A 25672-nucleotide genomic window follows, 5' to 3' on the forward strand; every position below is an offset into this window, starting at 1 on the left:
CCATGCGCCGTCCTCTTCGCTTGCTGGCGGCGGCCGGCCTGGCGCTGGCCGCCCTGCGCGTGCTGGCGCAGGCCACGCCCGAGGCTCCGCCGGCCGCGGCCAGCGCGCCGCAGCCGCTGCCCCGCCAGGTCGTCACCGGCACGGCGCGGGAGGACGGCCTCTTCGCCGCGCGCGCCAGCGCGGCCCAGCTCGCCCGCAGCCGCTCGGCCACGGGCGACAGCGCCCGGCTGCTGCAGGACCTGCCGGGCGTGAGCCTGTACGGGGCCGGCGGGGTCTCGAGCCTGCCGGCCGTGCACGGCCTGGCCGACGACCGGCTGCGCACCCAGGTCGACGGTATGGACCTCGTCGCCGCCTGTCCCAACCACATGAACCCGGCCCTGTCCTACATCGACCCCGCCGCCGTGGGCAGCGTGAAGGTCTATGCCGGCATCAGCCCGGTCAGCGTCGGCGGCGACAGCATCGGCGGCACCGTCCAGATCGAAGCGGCCGTGCCCGAGTTCGCCGCCGAAGGCGAGGGCCCGCTCGTGCACGGCCGGTGGTCCGGCTTCTGGCGCAGCAACGGCCGCGCGCACGGCAGCAACGCCTCGGCCACCTTCGCCACCGAGCAGCTGAGCGTGAGCCTCGCGGCGGCCACGTCGCGGCAGCGGAACTTCCATGCCGGCGGCGCGTTCAAGCCCGCCGCGCCGGGTTCGGAGACGGGGCCGGTCATCCCCGGCGACGAGGTGGCCTCCAGCGCCTACCAGGCCCGCAACGAGGAAGTGCGCCTGGCCTGGCGCGAGGCCCGGCATCTCGTGCAGCTCTCGTTCGGCCACCAGCGCATCGGCTTCGAGGGCTTCCCGAACCAGCGCATGGACATGACGGACAACCTCGGCCGTCAGGCCCACCTGCGCTACACGGGCCGCTTCGACTGGGGCCGCCTGCAGGGCCGGCTCTGGCAGCAGAAGGTCCACCACGCGATGGACATGGGCCCGGACCGCTACTTCTACGGCTTCGGCATGCCCATGCTGACCGAGGCGACGACGCGCGGCATGCAGGCCCAGGCGGACATCGACGTGGGCGAAAGCGACACGCTGCGCCTGGGCGCCGAAAGGCAGACCTACGTGCTCTACGACTGGTGGCCGCCCGTGGGTGGCTCCATGGGGCCCAACGCCTTCTGGAACGTCGACGACGGCCGGCGGCTGCGCTCCGGCGCCTTCGCCGAGTGGGAGGCGCACTGGGGCGGCGCGTGGACGACGCTGGCCGGCGTGCGGGGCGACCGCGTCGTGACCGATGCCGCCACGGTGCAGGGTTATGACAACGGCCTGGGCGCCATCTGGGGCAACGAGGCGGCGGCCTTCAACGCGCTGCACCACCGCCGCGGCGACAACCTGCTGGACCTCGCGCTGACCGCGCGCTACCAGCCCGACGCCCGCCAGTCCTACGAGCTCGGCATCGCGCGCAAGGGCCACGCGCCCAACCTCTACCAGCGCTACCCGTGGTCCACGCAGCCGATGGCGGCACTGATGAACAACTTCGTCGGCGACGGCAACGGCTACGTCGGCAACGGCACGCTGCGTCCCGAGACGGCCCACACCCTCGGCCTGAACGCCGCGTGGCGGGACGCCGCGGGCGAGGACTGGGAACTCAAGGCCGCAGCCTACCTGACGCGGGTGCGCGACTTCATGGACGCTCGGCGTTGCGACTTCGGCCAGTGCGGCGCCGCCAATGCCACGGCGGCCACGGGCTTCCTGCTGCTCCAGTACGCCAACGCGCCGGCTCGGCTGTACGGCCTGGACCTCTCCGGCCACCGGCGGCTGGCCCACGGCGAGGGCGGCGAGTGGAGCGCCGCCTTCGTGCTGGCCGTCGTGCGCGGGCGCAACCGCGCGACCGGCGACGGCCTCTACAACCTCATGCCCGACAACCTCAAGCTCGCCCTCACGCACAAGCTCGGCGGCTGGACCGGCTCGCTGGAGCTGCAGGGCGTGGCGGCCAAGCAGCGCATCTCGCGGGTGCGCAACGAGATGGCCACACCCGGCTACGCCCTCGCCCACCTGCGCGCCAGCTACGAGTGGCGCCAGGCCCGCATCGATCTCGCCATCGAGAACCTGCTGGACCGGCTGCACGCCTCGCCGCTGGGCGGGGCCTACCTGGGCCAGGGCCGCTCGATGACCTCCGCCGGCATCCCCTGGGGCACCGTCGTGCCGGGCGCCGGCCGCTCCTTCAACACCTCGGTGAGCCTATGGTTCTGACCCCACCTTCACGCGCAGCCTGGGCGACCCTGTCCTGCGCGGCCCTGGTCGCGGCCTGCGGCGGCGCGGCCGGCGACGGCGGCCCGCGCGTGCAGGACGGCCCGCAATCGATCCGCTTCGACCCCGCACCCGCCCTGCGGGCCGGTGCCACCGCCACCGTCTCGGCCCAGGCCAGCTCCGGCCTGCCGGTGAGCTACGGCAGCCAGACCCCCACCGTCTGCAGCGTCGACGCCGCGTCCGGCGCCCTCACCGGCCTGGCCATCGGCACCTGCACCCTCGCCGCCAACCAGGGCGGCAACGACCACTTCGCGCCCGCGCCGCAGGCCGTGCTCACGCTGAGCGTGGAGGGTCGCCCACAGGCAGTGACCCTCACCGCGCTGCCCGCACTGCTGGTGGGGGCCAGCGCGCAGGCCGAGGCGGTCGCGAGCTCGGGCCTGGCCGTGGCCTGGAGCAGCCAGACCCCCGAGGTGTGCAGCGTGTCGGCCGCGGGCCTGGTGCACGCGCTGGCCGCCGGCACCTGCACGATCGCGGCGGACCAGGCTGGCGACGCCACCTGGCAGGCCGCGGCGCAGGCGCTGCAGTCCGCACTCGTCAGCCGCGCCGGGCAGACGCTGGCCTTCTCGGCGGCGCCCGCCGGCCTCACGGTCGGCAGCGCGATCACGCTGGGCGCCGGGGCGAGTTCCGGCCTGGCTCCGGCCTACGCCAGCGAGACCGGCACGGTCTGCCGAATCGACGCCGTGACCGGCCTGCTCACGCCCCTGGCCATCGGCAACTGCATCGTCACCGCCAGCCAGCCCGGCGACGTGGCCTGGGCGCCCGCCACGCCGGTGAGCCTCACGCTGCCCGTGGCGGGCAAGGCCCAGAGCATCAGCTTCGACGGCGCGCCGGACATCGCCGTCGGCGGCTCGGCGGCGCTGCACGCCACGGCCAGCTCGGGCCTGGCCGTGAGCTACCGCTCGCTGACCGGCAGCGTCTGCACGGTCGACGCCGGCACCGGCCTCGTGAACCGGCGGGCTGTGGGCCGCTGCACCATCGCCGCCGACCAGGCCGGCAACGGCGTCTGGGCACCCGCACCCCAGGCCAGCCTCAGCTTCACGGCGGCCAATGCGGCGCAATCGATCAACTTCTCGGCGGCCCCGGCGCTGGTCGTGGGCGGCACGGCCACGGTACGCGCCGTCGCCACCTCGGGCCTGCCGGTGAGCTACGCCAGCCTGACGCCGCAGACCTGCGGCGTGAACGCCACCACCGGCCTGGCGACGGGCCTGGCGACCGGCAGCTGCACCATCGCTGCCCGCCAGGACGGCGACGCCACCTGGGCCGCGGCGGCGCAGGCGACACAGACATTGGCCGTCGCCCCCGACCCCGTGCAGACGATCAGCTTCGGCGCCGCGCCCAGCCTCACGCTGGGCGGCACGGCCACGGTGCGCGCGACGGCGAGCTCTGGCCTGGCCGTCGCCTACGCAAGCCTGAGCGCAGGCATCTGCAGCGTGAACGCGGCCAGCGGCCTCGTGAGCGCCTTCTCGATGGGCGACTGCGTCATCGCCGCCAACCAGGCCGGCAACGCCAGCTACAACCCCGCCCCGCAGGCCACGCAGACGCTGCCCGTGCAGGCGCCCGCCGGCGTGACCGTGCCCGGCGTGCCGCAAGGCGTCACGGCCACGCTGGGCACCGGCCTCGGCAACGTCGTCGTCGCCATCGGCTCGGTCGCCAGCGGGGGCAGCGGCATCACCGGCTACACCGTCGTCTCGCGGCCCGCCGGCATCACGGTGCACTCGGCCAGCGCGCCGGTCACGGTCAACTGCCCGTCCAGCTGCGCGGGCTATGCCTTCGCGGTCTACGCGAGCAATGCACTCGGCGCGGGCAGCGCCTCGGCCGCGGTGGAGGTGTTGACGACCTTCGACGTGCTGACCCGCTTCCACGAGCCTGACACCCAGCCGCGCGACTCCCTCTTCACCGGCTCGTTCACGCTGAACTCCACGACCGGCGCGATCAGCGGCCTGGCCGGCCGGCTCACGGAGTCGATGACGGGCAACGCCATCGGCAGCCCGCCCTACTACGACATGACGCAGGTGCCGCTGAGCTACCAGCTCCAGTCGTGGCGCGACGCGGCCCTGGGCGGCAGCTTCGTCGCCAGCTTCGCCAAGAACACGACGAGCACCTTCTCGACGGCGGCGGGCGGCGACGGCTGGTCGCCCCAGGCCGGCATCGCGGTGGGCGGGGTCTACGCGGGCTTCCCGGCGCGCTACGCGACGACGATCCAGAACTCGTCCATCCTGGTGTTCGTGCCCGACGACCCATTCGCGCCCCTCACGGCCGCCCAGCTCGCCAGGCTGGCCTACGCCGACTGCGCACCCGGCGGCATGATGGGCGCGGTGTGCATGACGGCCACCAGCTCCAGCGGCTACGGCGCCGTGGGCACCATGAGCGGCTATCCGGTGTCGCAGCAGATCACCCGGCGATAGGGTCAGCGCACCGGGCGGTCAGCGCATCGCGACGATGCCGCCGCCCTCGCGCGCCTGCGCCAGCAGGAAGAGGCCCGCTTCGCTGCGCTCGCCGCTCCTGACCTGCACGTCCACCAGGCAGGCCTGGCCGACCGGGGTGGCGCGCAGCAGCCGCGTCTGCCGGGGCTGCGGCGAACGGCCCAGCCGCTCGACGAGTTCGCGGTAGACGGCCTGGCGGCCCGGCTCGCCGGCCGCGCCCAGGCTGCCGTCGTCCGCGAACTGCGCCGTCAGGCCCCAGGCGTCGCTGGCGTTCCAGCGGGCGTCGAAGGCATCGAGCCGGCGCTGCAGGGTGGCGCCGTCCTCGCAGGGGCCGGGCGCGGCGGCGGCCTCTTCGGAATAGGCCAGCACGACGACGGCGATGAGCCAGGCGGCGGCCAGCAGGCCCAGGCGGGCGGGGGTGATGAGGTTCATGTCGGTCTCCGGAACTTGGGGTCAGTGCTGGGCGGGCGGCAGCGGCTCGGGCACCTTGTTGCGCACCGGCGGCAGGGTCTGCAGGTAGGCGAAGACGGCCTTGAGGTCGTCGTCCGTCATGTGGCGGTAGACGGCGATGGGCATGGGCGGCAGCACCGGCCGGCCGCGGCCGAAGTGGCGGCCGGTGCGGATGGTCTGCACGAAGTCGTTCTCGCTCCAGCGGCCCAGGCCCGTCTCGGGGTCGGGCGTCAGGTTGGCGGTGAAGCTCACGCCCCAGGGGCCGGCCCAGGCCGTGTTCGTGGCCGACGACACCACCAGCCACGGCCCCGCGGGCAGGGCCGGCACCGGCGGCATGACGAGCTCCTGCGGATGGCCGGCGAAGAGGCGGGCCATGTCGGGCTCGGGGCCGTTGGCGCCCATCTTCAGCGGCGTGTGGCAGTCCATGCAGCCGCTGGTGTTGACGAGGTAGCGGCCGTGCTCGATACGGTCGCGGGGGGCCGGTTCGGCGGCCTGGGCGACCGCGGTGGCGGCCAGCAGCGTGAGCAGGGGAAGCAGGGTCTTCATGGTCGGTCTTGCGTGACGAGGGGTTGGAGGTGGCGGTTCAGCAGGGCCAGGCCCTGGGGATCGATGTGGCGGGTGCCGAGAGGCGGCATCTGCACATAGGGGTTGCGGGTGCCGGCCCGGCGCAGCACCTCGGCGGCCTGGCCGGCGGCCAGCGGCGCCGGGCGCGCGCCCACGTCCAGGGCCAGGCGCAGCGGCACCGGCACGCCGCCGTCGAAGTGGCATTGGCCGCAGTTGCCGTGCAGGTAGCCCCGGGCCGCGCGTTCGGCGGGGTCGGGCGCGTCGAAGTCGGGGGCCTGCCCGGCCCAGGCGGCCGGCGCGTTCTTCAGCAGGCCCTCGCGCACCAGGGCGGGCACGGCCGGCCCGAGCTGCAGGGCCGCGAAGCCCAGCACCGGGCTGCGCGCGCCGGCATGGCAGGCCATGCAGTCGCCGGTGGACGGGATGGCGTAGGCCTTGCCGCCGGGCAGGATGAGGGTCTGGCCGCGGGCCGGCGCGCGGACGGCGTCACCGCCCTCCCAGACATAACTGGCGAACTCCCAGCGGCCGTCGGCGCCGAGAACGTAGTGCCGCGTCTCGACGGGCCGGCCGTCGACGCTGAACTCCTTCCACAGCCGCGTGCCCACCGGGAAGCGCCAGGCATCGGGCCGGCTCGCGTCCACGGCGGTGCCCGGCGGCAGCGCGATCCAGCGCCGCTTGGCCGCGCCGTCGGACCACAGCGGGAAGCGCGGCTCGAAGGCACGCACCGCGGCGGCGTCGGACAGGCCGGTCTGGCTGAGGCGCTCGGGCAGCGCCGCCCGGGCCACGGGCGTGGCCAGCAGGGCGAGGGCGACAAGGCCGGGCAGGACGGACGGGGATGGCATGGGAGGGCACTGTGCCGGCCGGCGGGCGTGCTGCCATCGCCCCGACGGGCCAGCATCCCGGGCGCCAGGGAGCCATGACCCAGGTCATGCCATGGCCCGCCAGGTGCAAATTCACTGGCCCATCGCGGGCGATGGCGGCGCCGCGGCAGCCCGCAACACTGGCGGCCATCCGGCACCCCTTCGCCGGCCCCGACACGGAGCCCCACATGACCGCCAACGCCCCTCGCCTCGACCTCTACGCCCATATCCACAAGGCGCTGCGCCTCTTCATGAGCGACACGCTGCAGCACCTCGGCCGCATGGACGTGGACGACCCCCTCGACCTGGCCGCCGCCCTGGCCCAGCTGGACGCGCTGCTGGACGCCGCCGAGCACCATGTGGAGAAGGAGAACACCTTCGTCCATCCGGCCATCGAGGCTCGCCGCGCCGGTGCCAGCGCCGCCATCGAGGCCGAGCACGACGAGCACCTCGACGCCATCGCCGGCCTGCGCGCCGAAGCCGCAGGCCTGCGCGCCCTGCCCTCGGCTGCCGCCGCCCAGCGCCTGTACCGCCGCTTCGCCGCCTTCGTGGCCCACAACTTCGAGCACATGGGCGTGGAGGAAAGCCGCCACAACCAGGCCCTCTGGGCGGCCTACACCGACGCCGAGCTGGCCGAGATCCACGGCCGCATCATGGCCACCCTCGGCCCGCGCGAAATGAGCGAGACGCTGCGCTGGATGATCCCGGCCCTGACGCCGGCCGAGCGCGCCCAGCTCGTCGGCGGCCTGCCGCCGGCCGTGCAGACGCCCGTGCTGGCCGCCGCCCGGCCCCTGCTCAACGACACCGACTGGGCCAAGCTGTGCCGGGCCGTCGCTCAGGCGCCTGCGCCCGGCCTGGTGGAGGCCTGACGCTCGCGCCACCAGGCCGCCGCCTCGCCGCGCGAGTTCAGGCCCAGCTTGTCGAGGATGTTGGCCACATGCCGCTTGACGGTGTGGGGGCTGAGGTCCAGCGCGCGGGCGATGTGCTTGTTGCTGGCGCCGGCGGCGATCTGGGCGATGACCTCGGATTCGCGCTGCGACAGCCGGTCGTCGGCCGGCGTGGGCGGCGCGGGCACCAACGGCGCCAGCGCCTCGACCCAGGCGCGCAGCCGGGCCACGGCCGCCGGGTCGATGAGGCCGCCCCAGTCCTCGGCGGCCATGCGGCGCATCAGCGGCACCGCCCAGAGCAGGCCGCCGGGGTCGTGGCCCGCCAGCGCCGGGGCCAGGGCCTCGGCCGCCGCGGCACGCTCGCCGTCGGCCAGCAGCGCCGCGGCAAGCCGCAGCCGCGCTTCCGCGAGCTGGGCGAGCAGGTCGCCGCCCTCTCCTTCGGCCAGCAGTTCGCGCCACAGCGCGATCGCCTCGGCGCCCCGTCCCGCCAGCCAGGCCTGCTGGGCCCGCAGCCCGAGCAGGGGCCGGCGGCGGTGCGGCGGCGTCAGGTCGGGCAGCTCGGCGCCTTCGCGCTCGAGCCGGGCCAGGCTCTCGTCCAGCAGCGGCCGGTCGCCGCAGGCCGCGGCCATGCGGCTGCAGAAGAAGAGGCCATGCCACAGGCCCCAGCGGCCGTAGCCGGGCACGTGCTCGGCCAGGCGCAACCGCATCAGCGCCAGCGCCGACTCGTGCCGGCCCTGCACCAGGTCCAGCATGGCGTGCAGGGCCTGGCCGTGGTTGCGGGCGATGACGAGGCGGCCGAACCAGGCCGCGTCGGCCTCGGCGCGGGCCAGGTGCTGTTCGCTCTCGGCGACCTGCCCCTGCCAGAACAGGCTCCAGGCCCGCGCCATGTAGGCCATGACGCCCAGCGGCAGCGGCCGCTCGCCCACCACCTGCACGGCGCCGCGGAACCAGCGCTCCATGGGCGCGGCCATGCCGCGGCAGCTGATCTGGCGCGGCGCCGGCACGCCGGTGTACCAGGCGTCGACGGTGGGCTCCTTCAGCAGCGCGGCCAGCTGCGCCTCGAACAGCGGCGCCACGCTGTCGAAGTGGCAGCTCTCCAGCGCATGCCAGCAGCGCGCCAGCAGCACCACGCGCCGCGCCTCGCCACTGAGCTCGCGCTGGGTGCCGAAGGGGTCGAGGTCCTGCAGCAGGCCGGCCGCCTCGGTCAGGCGGCCCTGGGCGATGAGCAGGATGCTGCGGTGGGCGCGCGCGATGCGCAGACCCGCCTCGTCGCCGCGCGCCTCGAACAGCGCCTCGGCCCGGCCGAGGTGGAACTCGGCCCGCTCGGCCTCCCATTGCACCCACAGGGCCAGGGCCTTGACGCGATGCAGCTCGGGGCTGGCCTCGGCGAAGGCGGGGTCGAAGCGCGCGGCCAGGTCGAGCAGGCCCTGGGCGCCGAGCTGGTTCATCAGCAGCGGCCCGTCGGCCAGCAGCAGGTCGGCCGCGCGCTCGGGCCGGCCGGCCGCCATCAGCAGGCCGTGGCGGCGCAGGGCGTCGGTCTCGAAGGCGGCGGCGCGCTCCAGCAGCTGCAGCTGCAGCTCGGGCTGCTCCAGGCGCAGGCGCTGCTGCAGCATGTCGCGGAAGAGCTGGTGCAGGCGCAGGGTCAGCGGCGCCAGGTCCACGACGGTGGCGAAGAGGGCCAGCCGCTCGATCTCGGCCAGGAAGGCCGCCGCCTGGGCGCCCTCGCCCAGCGCCTGGCAGCGCGCCACGTCCAGCTCGTGGAGCACGCTGGTGCGCAGCAGGAAGCCGCGCAGCCCCGGCTCCAGGCGGTCCAGCACCTCGGCGGCAAGGTAGTCGAAGGTGGCACGGTCGATGGCCGCTGGCAGGGCGGCCCGCTGGGCCAGGCCCAGGGCCAGGCGCAGCCCGGCCGGCCACCCCTGGCTGCGGCGGTAGAGCTCGGCGCCGGCCTGCTCGTCCAGGCCCGCGGCCTGCGCGAGCTGCGCCACCTCGGCCTCCGCCAGGGCGAGGTCGGCAGGGCCGAGGTCGGCCAGTTCGCCCGCGGCCCGCAGGCGCGACAGGCGCAGCGGCGGCTCGTGGCGCGTGCTCAGCACCAGGCGCCAGCGCTCGCCCATGCGGGCCAGCCAGCGGTCCAGGAACTGCAGGGCGGCGCCGTCGGCGAGGTGGTGCACGTCGTCCAGCACGATGAGGCCTCGCGCCACCTCGCAGGCCTCCAACGCGTTGAGCATGGCGTCGGCCGCCGCGGTGAGGTCGGGCCCGCCACGCAGGGCCGCGTCGCGCAGGCCCTCGGGTGCCGTCCGCCACGGCAGGTCATAGGCCTCCAGCGCGGTGAACAGGCAGTCCAGCAGCCGGCCGAGGTCGTCGCCTTCATCCAGCGCCACCCAGGCCACGGCCGTGTCGGGCGGGGCCTCGGCCAGCACCTGGGTCAGCAGGGCCGTCTTGCCATAACCGGCCGGTGCGCTGATCAACAGCACGCGCTGCTCGTCCAGCGCACGGCCCACCGCGGCCAGCAGCGCCGGCCGGTGCAACAGCAGGCCCTCGCGGGGTCGCGGGGCGCGGGTCTTGGTCAGGGCGAGTGCCATGGGCGCGAATGCTAGGGCCGTTGTGCCGCGCAAGGCCAGAGCCGGGCGCGGCGGATAAATCCGGGATGCCACGGGCCGAGCGCTGGGCCGCTCCCGAGCCGGGGCGGACCAGACATGCGCCGCGCTCGGCGCGCGGGGCTGGGCCGGCTGCAGTGTCACTTCAGCACCACTGCGGCGTCGATGAGGTCCACCCCCTGCAACTGCCCCAGCCAGGCGTCGAACCAGGGCTTGTGGGAGGCGCCGACGATGGACAGCACGCGAGCCCCCGGGCGCTCTCGGAAGGTCTCGCGGATGTTGGCCACCATGCGCAGGTTGCGCGTCTCCCAGCCGCCCACCCAGATCTGCGGATAGCCGTGGGGTGCGGGTGCGCGCAGGGCCGCCGCGACGTTGATCTCGGCGAGCGCCTGCAGGTAGCCTGGCTCGTTGACGTAGCGGTACAGCGGCAGCAGGTCGGCCGCGGCGGACAGGGCCTTGACCTGTTTCTGCCGCTCCTCCATGGCCGGCTTGCCGGCCGCCCAGGCGCCGCTGACCTCGCGTTCGAAGGCCTGCTCGTCGGCGATGACGATGTGGTCGCCGGTGTGGTTGTCCACGGCATGCACGCGTTGCAGGCCCAGGCGGGCGGCCAGGCGCGAGCCGATCATGAAGCTCTCGTTGTTGCGCGTGCCGAGCTGGCCCAGCATCTGCACCAGGGCTTCGTCCAGGCCGTCGCCCGGCCGGCGCTCGGCCTCGGGCAGCTGCAGCCACTGCACCAGGGCCGAGGCGCGGTCGTTGGCGGCCAGGAAGAGCGCCGCCAGGTGCCGCCGCTGCGCCGGCGTGGGCGACGCCGGCCAGGCGGCGAGCGCGCGGTCGACCTCGGCCAGCGCGGCCGGCACGGCCAGGCCCGTGGCGGCCTGGGCGACGTCGGTGCTGCCGCAATAGTCCATGCCGTGGCGCGTGGGATGGCGGGCGGCGAGGTCGCACTCTTCGCCGGTGAGCGCCTCGATGGTGACGATGTCGGGCCGGAAGGCGGCCAGCCGGTCCAGCACGCCCTGCAGCGCCTCGGGCGGCAGGCCCGCGGGCAGGCCGCTGAGGTGCACGGTGCCCAGCACCAGCACCTGGGCCCGCGGCCCCGTCATGCCGCGGTCCAGGCCCTTCAGCATGCCCTGGGCCGACGCCAGCAGCGGCAGCAGGGCGGCCAGGGCCGCGCCGGCCTTCATCCACATGCGCTTGTTCATCCGTGATCTCCCAGGGGTGGTGGCGCGTCAGGCGCCGCAAAAAGGCAAGGCCCGCCGGCGGCGGGCCGTGGGCCGTTGGCCGGGCCGTCTTCAGAGGGCCGGCGCTGCGGGCAGGGCCTGCGCGAGCCGGAAGTCGTCAGCCGGCGCGGCACGGCGCCGCTCGACGACGACGCGCGGCAGGCGCGCCACGACGGCGGGAGCGGCGGTAGCCATGTGCGAGCCCGTGACCACGACGCGCTCCAGCCTCACCACCTCGGTGGCCGGCGTCGCCGTCCGCTCGGCCAGCGACACGCCGATGGCAGCGGCCGAGGCCACGGAGGCGGCAGCGATGAGCAGGGTCTGGAGGGCGGCGTTCATGGCGGGCTCCGGTCGATGGCTGGGTCAGTGCAGGCAGTGTCTGCAAGCGCGCCGGGCGCCGCGAGGGCCGCGCGATGGAATGCCGGCGCGGCGGGACGAAATGCAGCGGCGCCGGACCGGCCGCTCACCGCTCCAGCGTCATCACCACATGCAGCGCCTGCGGCGAAGTCTCGGTCTGCGTGACGCGCCAGCCCATGGCGGGCAGGTCCAGCCCGGCGAACAGGGCCTCGCCGGTGCCCAGCAGCGTGGGCGACACGGCCAGGTGCATCTCGTCGATGAGGCCGGCGAGCAGGTACTGGCGGATGGTGGCCACGCCGCCGCCGATGCGCACGTCGCGGCCGGCCGCCGCGGCCTTGGCCTGGGCCAGGGCGGCCTCGATGCCCTCGGTGACGAAATGGAAGCTGGTGCCGCCTTCCATCTGCAGGGGTGCGCGCGGATGGTGGGTCAGCACGAAGACGGGCACGTGGTAGGGCGGATTGTCGCCCCACCAGCCCCGCCAGCTCTCGTCCGGCCAGGGGCCGCGCACGGGGCCGAACATGTTGCGCCCGAGGATCCAGGCGCCGACCTTCTCGAAGCTGCGCGCCGCGTACCGGTCGTCGACGCCGGTGCTGCCGCCTTCGGCGCCGAACATGCGCGTGAAGGTGCGCGTCGGGAAGGCCCACTCGTGCAGGCGCTTGCCGCCGACGCCCAGGGGCTCGTCCAGGCTCTGGCTCGGGCCGGCGCCGAAGCCGTCGACGGAGATGCTGAAGGCGGCGACCTTGACTCGTGACATGGAGTTCTCCAGGAAAGCCGGCCCGGCCGTTCAGGCCGCCGCCAGCAGTTGCTCCAACCGCTGCTCGCGCAGGCCGTAGAAGCGCTTGATCTCGGCCACCTGGGCCAGCAGCTCGGGCCGGCGCGCGGCCAGGGCCTCGGCGGCGGGGCCTTGCGCCTTCACGGCCAGGATCATCTTGTTCTTGCTGGTGTGCTCCAGGGCGATGAACTCGAAGACCTGGGTGCGGTAGCCCTGGCTTTCCAGCAGGAGAGCGCGCAGGGAGTCGGTCACCATCTCGGCCTCCTGGCCGAGGTGGATGCCGTGCTGGAGCATGGGCCGCAGCACCGGGGGCAGCGTCATCTGCGGGCGCAGCTCCTTGTGGCAGCAGGGCGAACTCATGATGATGCGCGCGCCCGACTGCAGGCCGACGTGCAGGGCGTGGTCGGTGGCGATGTCGCAGGCGTGCAGGGCGATCATCACGTCCAGCGGCTGCACGGCCTGGCTGCGCACGTCGCCCTGGTCGAAGCGGATGCCGGCCAGGCCCTCGTTGGCGATGATGGCGTTGCACAGGCCGACCATGTCGTCGCGCAGCTCGATGCCGGTCACGCGCGGCGCAAGGCCCTGGGACTGCAGCCAGTCGTGCACGGCAAAGGTCAGGTAACCCTTGCCGGAGCCGAAGTCGGCCACGCGCACCGGCGCCTGCAGGCCGGCTTCGTGAACCGCGGCGGCGAGGATCTCGACGAAGCGGTTGATTTGCTTCCACTTGCGCGCCATGGCCGGCACCAGCGCGGGTTCGCCCTTGACGAGATGCGTCAGCCCCAGGGCCGACCACACCGGATGGGCCATGTCGAGCGGGCGGTGCTTGGCCTTGTCGTGAGCGGCTGGCGGCGGCGCGGACTCGGGCGCGTCGAGCCGGGTCACGCGCAGCGTCTCGCGGCCCTTGCGGCTGACGGCGAACTGCACCTCCTCGGTGGCCGTGTGCAGGTGGGCATTGCGAAAGCGCGTGCCGAGCAGGGCGGCGATCTCGGCCAGTCCGGCATCGGGCGCGTGGTTCTTGGTGACGTCGCGGGTGCGGTGGCGCCAGAGGAAGCTCAGCGCCGGCTCGCCGCGCAGCTCGATGGCGCGTACGGTCAGGCGCTCGACGTCGTCATCGTCTCCCACGGGGCCGGACAGCAGCAGCTTGCCGAACTGGCCGCCGGCCAGCGCCAGGCGGACGAGATGCAGGAAGCGCTCGTGGGCGGGCGCGGAGGCAGCGGGCGGCGGGGTGACGAGGCGGGTGAACATCGGCCGCGATTGTCGGCCCGGACCTGCCCCCCGTGGACGGCTCCCAATGCGGAAATGCAACCACAGAGCCACAGAGCCACAGAGAGGAAAGCGCTGTGTTTCCTCTGTGCCTCTGTGCCTCCGTGGTTGGCTTTGAGGCTTCACTTCAACCGGCGCGTCGGCGCTGGCTCCAGCAGCCGATGAGGCCGAGGCCCGCCAGCAGCAGCGCCGTGCTGCCCGGCTCGGGCACGGCGGCCGTCACCTTCAAAGCCTCCCAGCTCATCGAGGCCAGGCCGAGGCGCTCGTCGGTGACGACGCCCGGAATGCCGTAGCTGGGCCAGCCCATGCTGTCGTAGCGGAACAGGGGCGCGCTGTCGCCCTCCATGCTGACGCTGGCCATGTGGTCGATGCGGCGCTCGGCGACGTTGAACTCCAGGCCGGCGCGGTCGTCGAAGCCGTGGCTGAAGGCGGCCACCGCGCGGTTGCCCGACCAGTGCAGCTCGAACTCGGTCAGTTCGTAGCCGTAGAGCCAGCCGTCGCCGTCGAGGTCGGTGCCGGCGAAGTGGCCGGTCAGCACGGCGCCGTCGGCATAGCCGCCCTGGCTGAAGGAGAAGCTCTGGGCCTGGGCGGGCTGGGCGAGGGCCGCGACGGCGGCGACGAGGGCGGTCAGGGAGGCGAGACGCAGGGCGGACATGACGGACCATTCGATGGTGGTTGGGAAGCCGCCATCGTGCCGGCCGAGCCGGCGCCGCACATCGCCCGTGGGAGCCAGCTTGCGCCCCGGAGCCATGGCCCGATCGGGCCAGTTGCGCCGCCGGCTCAGGCGTGAGTGATATGGACCCGGGTCTCGGCCGTGTCGAGGTGAGGCAAGGTGTTGAATGTCACCAGATGGTGGCGTTTGGGATTGAAGGCGAACTCGGTCACGGCCGAGTTGCGGATGCGCAGGTTCAGCTCGACGAAGGTCTCCGGCGGCGCGGCCAGCACCTGGGCCACCGCCGTGGCGATGGGGCCGCCGCTGGAGACGATGAGGGCCTGCTGGCCCACGCCGAGGGCCAGCACGCGGGCCAGGGCGTCGGCGACGCCGGCGGCGAAGTCGGCGTGCGTGGGCATGCCCTCGGGCCGCACCTCGCCGCGCATCCAGGCCAGCAGGCCCTGGCGCAGCAGCCGGAAATGCTGCTTGACGGTCTCGGGGTCGGTCGGCGGCGCCAGCGGCCCGGGGTGGATGGCGCGCACGACGGCCTCGCTGTCGTACTCGTTCAGCCCCGGCAGGGCGGTGGCGGGCAGGTCCTCGCCGTAGCCCTCGACGATGCCGGCCAGCGACTGCGCGTGGCGGCGCAGCGTGCCGGTGAAGACGGCGTCGAAGCGCAGGCCGCGCTCGCGCCAGTAGGCGCCCAGCAGGCGGCACTGCTCGCGGCCACGCGGGCTGAGCTGGTCGTAGTCGGCGGCGCCGAAGCTGGCCTGGCCGTGGCGGACGAGGTAGAGGCTTCCCATGCCCGCATCATGAAGGCGGTGGGGCGGCGCAGCTGTCGCGACAATGACGCCATGCTTGAAACCTACGAGATCGAAACCGGCCCCGAGCCGCGCACCTCGCTGATCGTGCTGCACGGCCTGGGCGCCGATGGCCATGACTTCGTCCCGATCTGCGGCGAGCTCGACCTCTCGGCGATCGGGCCGGTGCGCTATGTCTTCCCGCATGCGCCCGAACGCGCCGTCACGATCAACGGCGGCTACGTGATGCGGGCCTGGTACGACATCCTCGGCACCGACCTCGTCCGGCGCGAGGACGAGGCCGGCCTGCGCGAGTCGCAGCGGCAGATCGCCGGGCTGATCGACCGCGAGCGCCAGCGCGGCGTGGCGGCCGGGCGAATCGTCGTCGCCGGCTTCTCCCAGGGCTGCGCGATGGCACTGATGACGGCCCTGCGCTACCCCGAGCGGCTGGGCGGCGCCGTCGGGCTGTCGGGCTATCTGCCGCTGGCCGACACCACGGCCGCAGAGCGCTCGGCGGCCAATGCCGACCTGCCCATCTTCATGGCCCACGGCAGCCAGGACCCCGTCGTCGCGCCCGTGCGCGGCACGGCCAGCCGCGACACGCTGCGCGCCCTGGGCCACCCGGTCGAGTGGCACGAGTACCCGATGCCGCATTCGGTCTGCATCGAGGAGATCGACGACCTGAACGCCTGGCTGCTCGAGCAACTGGGCTGAGTTCCAGGCCTTGTTCGCGCGGACGCCTGCTGCGCGGCTCGGCGAAGATCGATGAGTCATGGAGCGCCTGGCCGAACAGATCGTTGACTGGCACAACCGCCACCCGCTTGCGCGGCGCATCGCCGTGGGCGATGTCCACACCATCGGGGTGGTCGCCCTGCCCTTCGTGCGCGCGTCGGCGCAGACGGAGGGCGTCGTCGAGCCGGTGCTGACCGATGTCGTCAGCGCCTTCGACGAACTGCACGGCTCGCCGCCGCTGTCGCGCTGGGCGGTCTGGATGCAGCGCCTGAAGCAGTTGCCCGGCCGCGTCGCCCGGCGCCCGCGCACCCAGTGGCGCGCCTTCAACGAGAAATTCCTGCCGGGACTGAGCCCGGCCCAGGTGGAACGCTTCGCCCTCGCCCACGGCTTTGCGGAGCCGCCGGCCACGCCCGAGACGCGGCCCTGGCGGGTCATCGTGATCGACGAGGCCCTGGCCAGCAGCCATGCCGGCTGGCCCTTCGAGCTCTATCTGATGACGGCCGGCATCGACGTCGGCAGCAGCCGCACCCGCGTGCTCACCGGCCGCGGCATCCCGTCGGAAATCATCGGCCGCCGACTCTGGGACCCCATCCGCCTTGGCGCCGCCGCTGCCGTGCTGGCCCTGATGGCCGGCGCAGGCACGTGGGCCCTGTGGCCGCGCCGTGCAGCCGAGCCGGTGCCGGCACCGGCCCCGGCGGCTTCCGCGCCGGCCTCGGCACCGGCCGCCCTGCCGGCCCGGCCGGTGGTGGCGCCCTCCGCACCGGCGTCTGCCGCGCAGGCGGCTTCTGCGCCGCCAGCCGCGTCGGCACCGACCGATGCCGCCAGCGAACCGGCGGGCGAAGCGCCGCCGCCCGACATCCGTCCCCATCTCGTGGAGCGGTCCGACGGCATCAAGCGGCCACCGCTGCTGCGGAGTGAGAAGTCGGCAGCGACGGCCGGCGAAAAGCTTGGCGAAAAGGCCGCGGACAAGCCGGTGGGCACGGCCGCCGACGAGGCCCCGGCCAAGGCCGCCAAGCCCACCGACGAACTCGCCGCTTCCGCGCGGGCCGCCAGCAGGCCCGAGCCCGCCGACCCGCGGCTGAGCCGCCTCGCACAGTCGCCGAACCAGGTCGTCGTCGCCCTGGTCGGCCCACCGGGCAGCAAGGCCGAGGCCGAGGCCCTGCTGGCCAAGATGAAGGCCGGTCTCGTCGGCGTGCACAGCCACCCGGAAGCCCTGCAGGCCGACGTCATCCAGACCCCCGAAGGCTGGCGCGCGACGATCTGGCCCTTCCCGAGCCGTGAACAGGCGCAGCTCATCAACGCGACGCTGGTGGCGCGCGGCCTCAAGACCAAGGCGGTGAATTTCTGAACGGGCCGGGCAGCCGCAAGGCCGGCTGCCCTTCCAGCAGCAGCCATGGAACCGGCTTTGCCGGGCCATGGGCTGCGCCCCCTTGAGGGGGAGGCGCGTCAAGCGCCTCGGGGGTGGTCTATTTCACTTCAAGCCCCATGGTGTGGGCGATGAAGGCCAGGATGTCGCTGCGCTCCTCGATGATCTTGGAGGTGGGCTTGCCGGCGCCGTGGCCCGCATTGGTCTCGATGCGGATGAGCTTGGGGGCGGGGCCGGTGTCGGCGGCCTGCAGCGTGGCGGCGTACTTGAAGCTGTGCGCCGGCACGACGCGGTCGTCGTGGTCGCCGGTGGTGACGAGCACGGCCGGGTAGCGGGTGCCGCTCTTGATGTTGTGCAGCGGCGAGTAGGCGTAGAGGGCCTTGAACATCGCCGGGTCGTCGCTGGTGCCGTAGTCGGTGGCCCAGGCCCAGCCGATGGTGAAGCGCTGGTAGCGCAGCATGTCCATCACGCCGACCTGGGGCACGGCGGCGGCGAACAGGTCGGGCCGCTGGTTGGTGACCGCGCCGACGAGCAGGCCGCCATTGGAGCCGCCGTTGATGGCCAGGGTCGCAGGGCTGGCGACCTTGTTCTTGACCAGCCACTCGCCTGCGGCGATGAAGTCGTCGAAGACGTTCTGCTTGCGGAGCTTGGTGCCGGCCTCATGCCAGGCCGAGCCGTATTCGCCGCCGCCGCGGATGGACGCCAGCACGTAGACGCCGCCCATCTTCAGCCAGGTGGCGGCGGTGACGTTGTAGGCCGGCGTGATGGCGATGTCGAAGCCGCCGTAGCCGTAGAGCAGCGTAGGGTTGCTGCCGTCGAGCTTGAGGCCCTTCTTCGCGGCGATGAAGATGGGGAAGCGGGTGCCGTCCTTGCTGGTGACGAACTCGCGGCGGGTCTCGTAGTCGTCGGGGTTGAAGGCGGTCTTGGGCTGCTTGAAGGACGAGGCCTCGCCGGTCTTGACGTCGTAACGGTAGATCTCGGCGGGGTTGGTGAGGCTGGTGTAGCTGAAGAAGGTTTCCTTGTCGCTCCAGCGCCCGCCGAAGCCGCTGGCGGTGCCCACGCCGGGCAGCTTGACCTCGGACAGGGCCTTGCCGTCGGGGGCGTGCACGCGCACCAGCGTCGCGGCGTCGTGCAGGTAGCTGAGCAGGAAGCGGCCGCCAACGGCGGAGGCGCCCGTCATCGCGTCCGGCCCTTCGGCCACCAGCGTCTTCCAGCCTGCAGGCGCCGGGTGCTTGAGGTCGATGGCGACGAGCTTGCCGCGCGGCGCGCCCTTGTCGGTCTTGACGATGAGCTTGCCGCCCACGGCGGCCACCGGCGTGTATTGGGCATCGAAGTCCAGCGTGACGGGCTGGGGCTTGCCGCCGGCGAAGGCACCCTTGGGCAAGGGCAGGACCAGCAGGCCGTTCTTGCTGCCGGCGCTCTTCCAGACGTTGATGAGCAGCAGCCGGCCGTCGTCGGACACCTCCGCGCCGAAGCCCCACTCCTTGTCGTCGCGGTTCTCCACGACCAGGACGTCCTCGGCCTGCGCTGTGCCCAGGCGGTGGTAGTAGAGCTTCTGGAAGTAGTTGGCGCCGGTCAGCTTCTCGCCTTCCTTGGGAGCGTCGTAGCGGGCGTAGAAAAAGCCCTTGCCGTCGGCCGTCCAGGCGGCGTTGCTGAACTTGACCCACTCGAGGCGGTCGGCGAGGTCCTGGCCGGTGGCGAGGTCGCGCACCTTCCAGGTCTGCCAGTCGGAGCCGGCGCCGGCCGTGCCGTAGGCCAGCAGCTTGCCGTCGCGCGAGGGCACGAGGCCCGAGAGGGCGACGGTGCCGTCCTTGGACAGCAGGTTGGGGTCGAGGGCGACGACCGGCTTGTCCTGCAGGGACTTGGCGGTGTAGATGACGTTCTGCTGCTGCAGGCCGTCGTTGCGCGACCAGAAGTAGCGACCACCTTCGGAGAAGGGAATGCCGAAGCGCTCGAAGTTGTAGAGCTCGGTGTAGATGCGCCGGGTCGGCAGCCGCTGCGGCATGGCGGCGAGGTATTTGTCGGTGACCTCGTTCTGCGCGGCGACCCAGGCCTTGGTCTCGGCGCTGTTGTCGTCTTCGAGCCAGCGGTAGGGGTCGGCGACGGCGGTGCCGTGGTAGGTGTCGGTCTGGTCGACCTTGCGGGTGGCGGGGTAGGCGAGGCCTTGGGCCTGGGCGCTTGTGGCGAACACGGCGGCAAGGGTCAGGGCGGACAGGGTGAGCTTCATCAGGCGGAGTCCTGGATTCGACAAGGCGCCGATTCTCGGGGCCGCCCGCGGCGGCCACCGATGGTCATGCGATGAAGCCCTGACAGCAATAACCCGGAGCCTGGACGGGATCAGCTGCGATAGTCGGCGTTGATGCTGACGTAGTCGTGGCTGAGGTCGCAGGTCCACACCGTCGCGCTGGCGGCGCCCCGGTTGAGGCCGACCCGGATGCCGATCTCGGCCTGCTTCATGACGCGCTGGCCGTCCTCCTCGCGGTACTCGGGGCGACGCCCCCCCCGGGTGACGACGTGGACGTCGTCCAGGTGCAGGTCGATGAGGCCCTGGTCGAGGTCGGCGATGCCGGCGTAGCCGACGGCGGCGAGGATGCGGCCGAGGTTGGGATCGCTGGCGAAGAAGGCGGTCTTGACCAGGGGCGAGTGGGCGATGGCATAGGCCGCGAGCTTGCACTCGGCTTCGTCTCGCCCGCCCTCGACGGTGATGGTGATGAACTTGGTGGCGCCTTCGCCGTCGCGCACGATGGCCTGGGCCAGCTCCTGGGCCAGGGACACCAGGGCGTCGGTCAGCGCGCGGGCGTCGGCACTGTCGAGCGAGGTGATCTCGGCATGCCGGGACTTGCGGCTGGCGACCAGCATGAAGCAGTCGTTGGTGGAGGTGTCGCCGTCGATGGTGATGCGGTTGAACGACGCGTCAGCAGCGGCCTTGACCAGGGGCTGCAGCAGGGCCGGGGCGATGTTGGCGTCGGTCGCGACGAAGCCGAGCATGGTGGCCATGTTGGGGCGGATCATGCCGGCGCCCTTGGAGATGCCGGTGAGCGTGACGGGCAGGCCGCCCAGGCTGATGCGTCGCGATGCGGCCTTGGGCAGGGTGTCCGTCGTCATGATGCCGGCGGCGGCCTCGGCCCAGCCGTCTTCGCGCAGGGCGGCCAGCGCCGCGGGCAGGCCGGCGGTGATGCGGTCGACGGGCAGGGTCTCCATGATCACGCCGGTCGAGAAAGGCAGCACCTGCTCGGGCGCGCAGCCGATGAGGCCGGCCAGGGCCTGGCAGGTCTGGCGGGCGCGGGCCAGGCCGTCCGCCCCGGTGCCGGCATTGGCGTTGCCGGTGTTGACGACGAGGGCGCGGACGGCGGAGCCGGCGGCCAGGTGCTCGCGGCAGACCTGCACCGGCGCGGCGCAGAAGCGGTTGCTGGTGAACACGCCGGCCACGGCGGCACCTTCGTCCAGGGCGATGACGGTCAGGTCGCGGCGGTTGGCCTTGCGCACCCCCGCCATGGTCACGCCGAGGCGCACGCCCGGCACGGGCAACAGGTTGGCGGGATCGGGGGCGGAGAGGTTGACGGGCATGGCGCGCTCAGGAGGTGGAAGGACTGCGCGCGGATTGTAGGAACCACCCCGACGAGCGCACCGAAGGCTCCGCATGGACGTCTCGCCGGGCATGCGCCCCGCCCTGTCGCGCAGCGCATCGGCAATCGCGGCGGGCATCGCTGCAAGCCGCGGCCGGCCACGCCCGTGTGGGGGGCCACTGACACAGGGGGGCTCGCCCGAAGGGGCAGATGCGTACCGCCGCGCCGTTAGGCATCCTGCCGGTCATGCTGAACTCTCTATTGGAGCAACCATGACCCGCCGCTCGCGCTGGGCCGCCTGTGCCCTGTTCTGCCTGAGCCTTTCCGCCGCGGCACAGACGCGCCATGTCGTCACGTTCGAGGACATCGCTCCCAACGATCTGGCCGACGGCTATGGGGAGCTGGCCGGATGGTCAGCGCTCGGTGGCCCTGGCATCTCTGACGCCGACCTGGGTGGCAACGGGCTGAAATCCTTCTATGGCCATGGTGGCATGTTGACCTTCCTGGGCGGGCCGGTGCGCTTCGAAGGCGTCTACTACAAGTCCTACGCGGCCCCGCAGGACGATCCGCCGTCCCCGGCCCTTGATCTCTGGTACCACGGCGCGCCCGTGGCCAGCATCGCGGACCCGTATGCGCCGCTGGCAATGGCGTGGCTGGCGTCGAGCTATCACGGTCCGGTGGACGCCATCCAGATCCACGGCGGGCTGGAAGGCTTCTCGATCGACGACTTGACGTACGAGCGCATGCCCGTCAGCAGTGTCCCCGACCCGGCCACCTGGACGCTGATGGTTGGCGGCCTGGGCCTGCTGGGCTTGCGGCGCCTGCAGGGGAAAGGGGCTGCGCGCGACGGCGATTGACCCTCCCTTGCCCTCGTCGCAGGGGCCGCCTTGGCGCTGCCGGCCCGAACCGCCCGGCCGTCATGCCCTTTGGTGCTATTGAAGCTGGCCGGGCGCCCTCCTAACGTCGACATCTTCTGATCGACCTGCCTGATCGAGCAGGCTGCCGAATTCAACCTCTCCACACCATGCCGACGCGACCTTCCATGAAAACTGCCCTCTCGTGTCTCGCCTTCGCTGCAATCTCCGTCGGCTGTGCCGCCGTCATCACCCCAGGCGGCATCGAGCAACGGGCCTCTCAAGCAACCGGCCTGCCGCTTGGCTCCTTCACCGTTGCTGATCGGGTGGAGGGCGATGCGGGACGCATCGATTTCACCGTGAACGGAAAGTCCGGTGCAACCTACCGCTGCTACATGTATTCGGCCACCGCCTTCCAGCGTGCCATGTCGTTTGGCCAGACACCCCACTCGGACGCGATCTGCACGGCCATGAAGGGAGGTGCGGCGCCCGCCAAGCCGGTCTGCGATGCCTTGAGCAAGGCTGCCGGCAAGTGCTGATGCGACGCGGGGCGACGGCTCGAGGCCTGCGACATACTGGGTGGCATGCACCTCCTGCTCATCGATGACCATCCCCTTTTCGGGGCCGGATTCGCCCATGCCCTGGAGGTGGTGCGTCCCACGGTGCGCGTGCGCACCGCCCCGACGCTGGATGCCGGGTTGAAGCTGGCCGCGGCTGACGACCGTCTCGATATCGCACTGATCGACTACCGCCTGGCTGGCGAGAATGGCCTGGCCGCCCTGGCCAGCTTTGGCCGGCGGTTCCCGCTGGTCGCCCGCGTGCTGATCACGGGGGAGGACGTGCGACACCTCGTGTGCCAGGCGCGCGCGGCAGGTGCAGTGGGCTGTCTGGGCAAGCAGCACTCGGCCGAGGCCATCCTGGCCGCGCTGGAGCGGGTGCTCGATGGCGGCGAATGTTTCGACGAGCCGGACGGCGCGCGCGCACCGGCCGCACCGGTCGCAAGCGCGACGGCGCGGCAGATGGAGGTGCTCGCCCTGATTGCCAAGGGGCGGCTGAACAAGCAGATCGCCGACCAACTCGGCATCGCCGAACGAACCGTGAAGCTGCACATCACCGCACTGCTGCAGGCCTTTGACGCCCGCAACCGGACGCACCTGCTGGTGAAGGCCCGCGAACACGGGCTGCTGTGAAGATCGGCGAAAGCGACCGATTCAGCGCCCCGTCCTGGGCGCGAGCCCTGATTGGCGGAGAAGTCGAACGGGAGCAACTCGTCTCGATGTTCAGGGCCACACCCTGGGGCTGGAGCCTGGGGCTGCTCGGGGTCGCCATCCTGTATGCGGAATACGGCCGTGGGCCCGAAGCTCCGGAGACGGCGTTGTGGCTGTGCTGGATCGGCGCGGTCGTGCTGGTGAGGTTGGCAGGGTGGACGCTGTGGCTGCTGCGCGGTGGCCACATGACTCTGAGCGTGGCCTGGGCCGTCTTCATCCTCGGCTCCAATCTCGCCTTCGCTGCCTGCTGGGGCAGCCTGCCCCTGCTGCTGGGCGAGTCGGTGTCGCCGTCGTCCGAGGGCATCCTTCACGTCACGCTGGCCGCCGTGGCGATCGGTGGGGCGACAAGGCTGGCGGGTTTCGATCGCGTGACGTTCGCCTTCGTGGCGCTGGTGCTCGCCCCGCTGGTGCTGCGCGACTTCTGGATCGGGACCGGCTTCGGGCTGCTCATGATCATCATCGGCCTGTATGCAGGCGTGAGCGGCCTGTCGCTGTCCCGGGCGCTGCGTGACGCGCAACTTGAGCGCGCCCGCAATGCCGACCTCGCGGCCCGGCTGAGGGAGGAACTCCAGCGAGGGGAGATCGCACGTGCGCGGCTCGAAGAAGTCGGACGGGCACGCACCCGCATCTTCGCCGCAGCCAACCACGATCTGCGCCAGCCCTTGCACGCGATGGGGCTGCTGATCCAGGCCCTGAGGTCACTGCCCGGCTCCGAGGAGATGCAGTCGCTTGCCGAGCGCCTGGAGGGCTGCACGGAGGGCATGGGCGACGTGGTCGACGACCTCATCGAACTCACCCGGGACAACACCGAGCCCAGGACGCCCCGTCTGGCACCGCTTGCCCTTCGGCCGCTGATCGAGGACTGCTGCCGTCCATTCGTCGCGCTGTCGTCGGCCAAGGGCCTGCAACTCGACATCGAAGTGCAGGACGTCGGCGTGTTCAGCGACGGCGGCATGTTCTCCCGCATCGTCGCCAACCTGGTGTCGAATGCCGTGCGCTACACGCCGAGCGGACACGTGCGCGTCAGCACGGCCCGTGAACGCACGGGCGCCGTCTACCTGCACGTGGAAGACACGGGCATCGGCATCGCTGCCGACGAGCTGCCGCGCATCTTCGAGCCCTTCTACCAAGTGGACAACCCGGGTCGCGACCGCCGCCGAGGGCTGGGGCTGGGGCTCGGGCTGGCGACGGTGCAGCGGTTCGCGGCGCAGTTGCACATCGAAGTCACCGTGCATTCCGTCCCGGGTGAGGGCAGCCGGTTCACATTGCGCCTGCCCCGCTGCGAGCTTCCCCAGCGGATCGCGCGAGCCGGCCAGGATGCCCAGCCAGCCGCCTTTGCCGGCCGCCGCGTGCTGGCGGTCGAGGACGATCCGGCCATCGCCGACGCCCTGCAGCGGCTGTTGCAGGCCTGGGGCTGCGAAGTCGTGCTCGCGAGCAGCGGTGCCGACGCCCTGTCTGCCGCCGAGGCCATGGGGTCGCCGGATGCCGTGATTGCCGATCTGGCGTTGCCCGGGGAGACCTCGGGCGCGGAGGTGGTGCAGCGTCTGCGCGAGCGTTGGGGCGACGCCGTGCCCGTCACGTTCCTGACCGGGTCGACCGGCGGGCCGGCCGTCGAGGCCGCGCGAGCGACCGGACTGCCGCTGCTCCTCAAACCCGTCGCACCGGCTCGCTTGCGCGCGTTCCTGGCGCAGGCCTTCGCGACGCCCCGTCCCTGACCCGAGGGGCGATGGCTCGGCATCAGTCGCCGCGACGCCCTCTGCGGCGCAGGCGCCCCCTCGGCGCGGCGGCACGCCAGCAGGACAAGGCGTCGTCTGCAAGGTCAACGTCCTTGGATTCAATCAAGCACCGGCAGGGCCGGCCCAACGGCGCGTGGCTCGGCCACCGGCCGATTTGGCTGCCGGCGGCCTCTCGCCTCAGCGTCGCGACGCCGTGCGATGAGCTCGCCTTCGGCTGGATTCGCCGCGCTGTGCATCGACTCGCTGCGGACGCGGGCGTCGGCGGCGCCCGACAGACTGCTCTGCGCCGCGACCGCTTCACGACTGATCGCCCAGTCGGCCGCCGAATAGCGCCCCTGGCCCTTCTGACATTGCCGGGCACGACGGATCTCGTCCTGCACGAAACGCTTCGCGTCCGCTGGCAGCGTGGTCGAATTTGCGGTGGTCTCCATCGACGCGATGTCCCGATCCGAGGGGCACACGTTCGCAGGAAGCACGGGTGCCGCCCCGAACTCGGCGCGCACCAGCGGAGAACTCTGCAGGACGCTCGCGTGCAAGGACGCGGCCGGACGGCCCACGTCGATCACATTGCCCTGGAGCGAGCGCTGAGGGAGTTGGCTGCCCTTCGCCCCCTCTTGGCAAGGTTGGTCCGCATACTGCGTTCGGCCGTCGCGGCTGCACTTCCAGACGTCGGCGCGGGTCGATGGCACCACGGCGGTGGCGACGCAGAACGCGAGGGCGACCCAGCATCCGTCGAACCTCGGACTGACGCCTCCCCGCCAGATCTTGCGTGCCGCTGAGCCGAAAGCCATGACTGGTGTCCAACCGATCCCGTTCATCTGCGATGGCGAGCACGCCCGGCCTCACCTGCGGCAGCACCTCTGCGTGCCCGTCCCTGCAATCTAGCGTCGAAACCCTCGTCTGCGCCCGCCCCTGCCCTTAGGGGCAGCTCAGCCGGAATTGGCACCGGAGGGGCAATGGGTCGAGTGCAACTGCGCCGTTATGGCGCCCAGGAACGCGAAAGGCCCCCGCAGGGGCCTTCCGAGGCGATGC

General features: G+C 72.6%; 22 protein-coding genes. 9 read left to right on the forward strand and 13 right to left on the reverse strand.

All coding sequences use genetic code 11. The annotated features are described in order from the left end of the window. Positions 1 to 2: 2 nt before the first annotated feature. Together LXT12_RS10765 and LXT12_RS10770 are read left to right on the forward strand one after the other, a co-directional pair. Positions 3 to 2228 (forward strand): TonB-dependent receptor, encoded by a 2226-nt coding sequence (locus LXT12_RS10765; RefSeq protein WP_233391874.1) that lies wholly within the window; start codon positions 3 to 5, stop codon positions 2226 to 2228. Next, on the forward strand, positions 2219 to 4690 hold the full coding sequence (locus tag LXT12_RS10770; RefSeq protein WP_233391875.1) for a hypothetical protein: 2472 nt from the start codon (positions 2219 to 2221) through the stop codon (positions 4688 to 4690). The genes LXT12_RS10765 and LXT12_RS10770 overlap by 10 nt, the downstream gene beginning before the upstream one ends. An 18-nt stretch (positions 4691 to 4708) precedes the next feature. Here the strand turns inward: LXT12_RS10770 and LXT12_RS10775 are convergent, their stop codons facing one another. The 3 genes from LXT12_RS10775 to LXT12_RS10785 are packed head-to-tail and all read right to left on the reverse strand — an operon-like array spanning position 4709 to position 6561. After that, on the reverse strand, positions 4709 to 5140 hold the full coding sequence (locus LXT12_RS10775) for a hypothetical protein (protein ID WP_233391877.1): 432 nt from the start codon (positions 5138 to 5140) through the stop codon (positions 4709 to 4711). Positions 5141 to 5161: 21 nt separating this feature from the next. Next, positions 5162 to 5704, reverse strand: coding sequence for a c-type cytochrome (locus LXT12_RS10780; protein ID WP_233391879.1), 543 nt, complete (start codon positions 5702 to 5704; stop codon positions 5162 to 5164). Continuing rightward, positions 5701 to 6561, reverse strand: a complete 861-nt coding sequence (locus LXT12_RS10785; RefSeq protein ID WP_233391881.1) for an SRPBCC family protein — start codon at positions 6559 to 6561, stop codon at positions 5701 to 5703. The genes LXT12_RS10780 and LXT12_RS10785 overlap by 4 nt, the downstream gene beginning before the upstream one ends. Before the next feature lie 206 nt (positions 6562 to 6767). Between LXT12_RS10785 and LXT12_RS10790 the strand changes: the two genes are divergently transcribed. Continuing rightward, entirely contained in the window at positions 6768 to 7448 is a 681-nt protein-coding gene (locus LXT12_RS10790; protein ID WP_233391882.1) for a hemerythrin domain-containing protein, read from the forward strand. Here the strand turns inward: LXT12_RS10790 and LXT12_RS10795 are convergent. The 7 genes from LXT12_RS10795 to LXT12_RS10825 form a co-directional block, all read right to left on the reverse strand. Then, a complete protein-coding gene (locus tag LXT12_RS10795; protein WP_233391884.1) occupies positions 7415 to 10045 on the reverse strand; it encodes a winged helix-turn-helix domain-containing protein in 2631 nt (876 codons plus the stop codon). The two genes, LXT12_RS10790 and LXT12_RS10795, sit on opposite strands and share 34 nt — an antisense overlap. 155 nt (positions 10046 to 10200) lie before the next feature. Further along, positions 10201 to 11259: a DUF5694 domain-containing protein gene (locus tag LXT12_RS10800; protein ID WP_233391885.1), complete on the reverse strand. Its 1059-nt coding sequence runs from the start codon at positions 11257 to 11259 to the stop codon at positions 10201 to 10203. A gap of 90 nt (positions 11260 to 11349) precedes the next feature. After that, positions 11350 to 11616, reverse strand: a complete 267-nt coding sequence (locus LXT12_RS10805; RefSeq protein ID WP_233391887.1) for a hypothetical protein — start codon at positions 11614 to 11616, stop codon at positions 11350 to 11352. A gap of 124 nt (positions 11617 to 11740) precedes the next feature. Further along, positions 11741 to 12388 carry a dihydrofolate reductase family protein gene (locus LXT12_RS10810; protein WP_233391890.1) on the reverse strand — a complete coding sequence of 216 codons (648 nt, stop codon included), beginning with the start codon at positions 12386 to 12388 and terminating at the stop codon, positions 11741 to 11743. Between the two features lie 30 nt (positions 12389 to 12418). Beyond that, a complete protein-coding gene (locus tag LXT12_RS10815; protein ID WP_233391892.1) occupies positions 12419 to 13651 on the reverse strand; it encodes a class I SAM-dependent methyltransferase in 1233 nt (410 codons plus the stop codon). A 145-nt stretch (positions 13652 to 13796) separates the two neighbouring features. Beyond that, positions 13797 to 14324, reverse strand: coding sequence for a PEP-CTERM sorting domain-containing protein (locus LXT12_RS10820; protein WP_233391894.1), 528 nt, complete (start codon positions 14322 to 14324; stop codon positions 13797 to 13799). Positions 14325 to 14449: 125 nt separating this feature from the next. Beyond that, positions 14450 to 15121, reverse strand: a complete 672-nt coding sequence (locus LXT12_RS10825) for a histidine phosphatase family protein (RefSeq protein WP_233391897.1) — start codon at positions 15119 to 15121, stop codon at positions 14450 to 14452. A 51-nt stretch (positions 15122 to 15172) separates the two neighbouring features. Between LXT12_RS10825 and LXT12_RS10830 the strand changes: the two genes are divergently transcribed. Then, positions 15173 to 15832, forward strand: coding sequence for an alpha/beta hydrolase (locus tag LXT12_RS10830; protein ID WP_233391898.1), 660 nt, complete (start codon positions 15173 to 15175; stop codon positions 15830 to 15832). Positions 15833 to 15890: 58 nt separating this feature from the next. Continuing rightward, entirely contained in the window at positions 15891 to 17198 is a 1308-nt protein-coding gene (locus LXT12_RS10835) for a hypothetical protein (RefSeq protein WP_233391900.1), read from the forward strand. A gap of 118 nt (positions 17199 to 17316) precedes the next feature. Here the strand turns inward: LXT12_RS10835 and LXT12_RS10840 are convergent, their stop codons facing one another. Then, complete coding sequence (locus LXT12_RS10840; protein ID WP_233391902.1) at positions 17317 to 19443, reverse strand: prolyl oligopeptidase family serine peptidase; 2127 nt, start codon at positions 19441 to 19443, stop codon at positions 17317 to 17319. A gap of 110 nt (positions 19444 to 19553) precedes the next feature. Then, positions 19554 to 20783: a bifunctional glutamate N-acetyltransferase/amino-acid acetyltransferase ArgJ gene (gene argJ / locus LXT12_RS10845; RefSeq protein WP_233391904.1), complete on the reverse strand. Its 1230-nt coding sequence runs from the start codon at positions 20781 to 20783 to the stop codon at positions 19554 to 19556. 271 nt (positions 20784 to 21054) lie between these two features. Between argJ and LXT12_RS10850 the strand changes: the two genes are divergently transcribed. From LXT12_RS10850 to LXT12_RS10865, 4 genes are all read left to right on the forward strand, one after another. Beyond that, positions 21055 to 21639 (forward strand): PEP-CTERM sorting domain-containing protein, encoded by a 585-nt coding sequence (locus LXT12_RS10850; RefSeq protein WP_233391905.1) that lies wholly within the window; start codon positions 21055 to 21057, stop codon positions 21637 to 21639. Between the two features lie 185 nt (positions 21640 to 21824). Next, the gene (locus LXT12_RS10855) at positions 21825 to 22175 is read left to right on the forward strand and encodes a hypothetical protein (protein ID WP_233391907.1); all 351 of its coding nucleotides are present in this window, start codon (positions 21825 to 21827) and stop codon (positions 22173 to 22175) included. A gap of 45 nt (positions 22176 to 22220) precedes the next feature. After that, the gene (locus tag LXT12_RS10860) at positions 22221 to 22826 is read left to right on the forward strand and encodes a response regulator transcription factor (RefSeq protein ID WP_233391910.1); all 606 of its coding nucleotides are present in this window, start codon (positions 22221 to 22223) and stop codon (positions 22824 to 22826) included. Beyond that, positions 22823 to 24619: an ATP-binding response regulator gene (locus LXT12_RS10865; RefSeq protein WP_233391911.1), complete on the forward strand. Its 1797-nt coding sequence runs from the start codon at positions 22823 to 22825 to the stop codon at positions 24617 to 24619. The genes LXT12_RS10860 and LXT12_RS10865 overlap by 4 nt, the downstream gene beginning before the upstream one ends. A gap of 119 nt (positions 24620 to 24738) precedes the next feature. Here LXT12_RS10865 and LXT12_RS10870 read toward each other — a convergent pair whose 3' ends face one another. After that, the gene (locus LXT12_RS10870) at positions 24739 to 25431 is read right to left on the reverse strand and encodes a hypothetical protein (RefSeq protein ID WP_233391913.1); all 693 of its coding nucleotides are present in this window, start codon (positions 25429 to 25431) and stop codon (positions 24739 to 24741) included. Positions 25432 to 25672 lie beyond the last annotated feature (241 nt).

This window comes from Pelomonas caseinilytica (assembly GCF_021353235.1).
Taxonomy (GTDB): Bacteria; Pseudomonadota; Gammaproteobacteria; order Burkholderiales; family Burkholderiaceae_C; genus Pelomonas; species Pelomonas caseinilytica.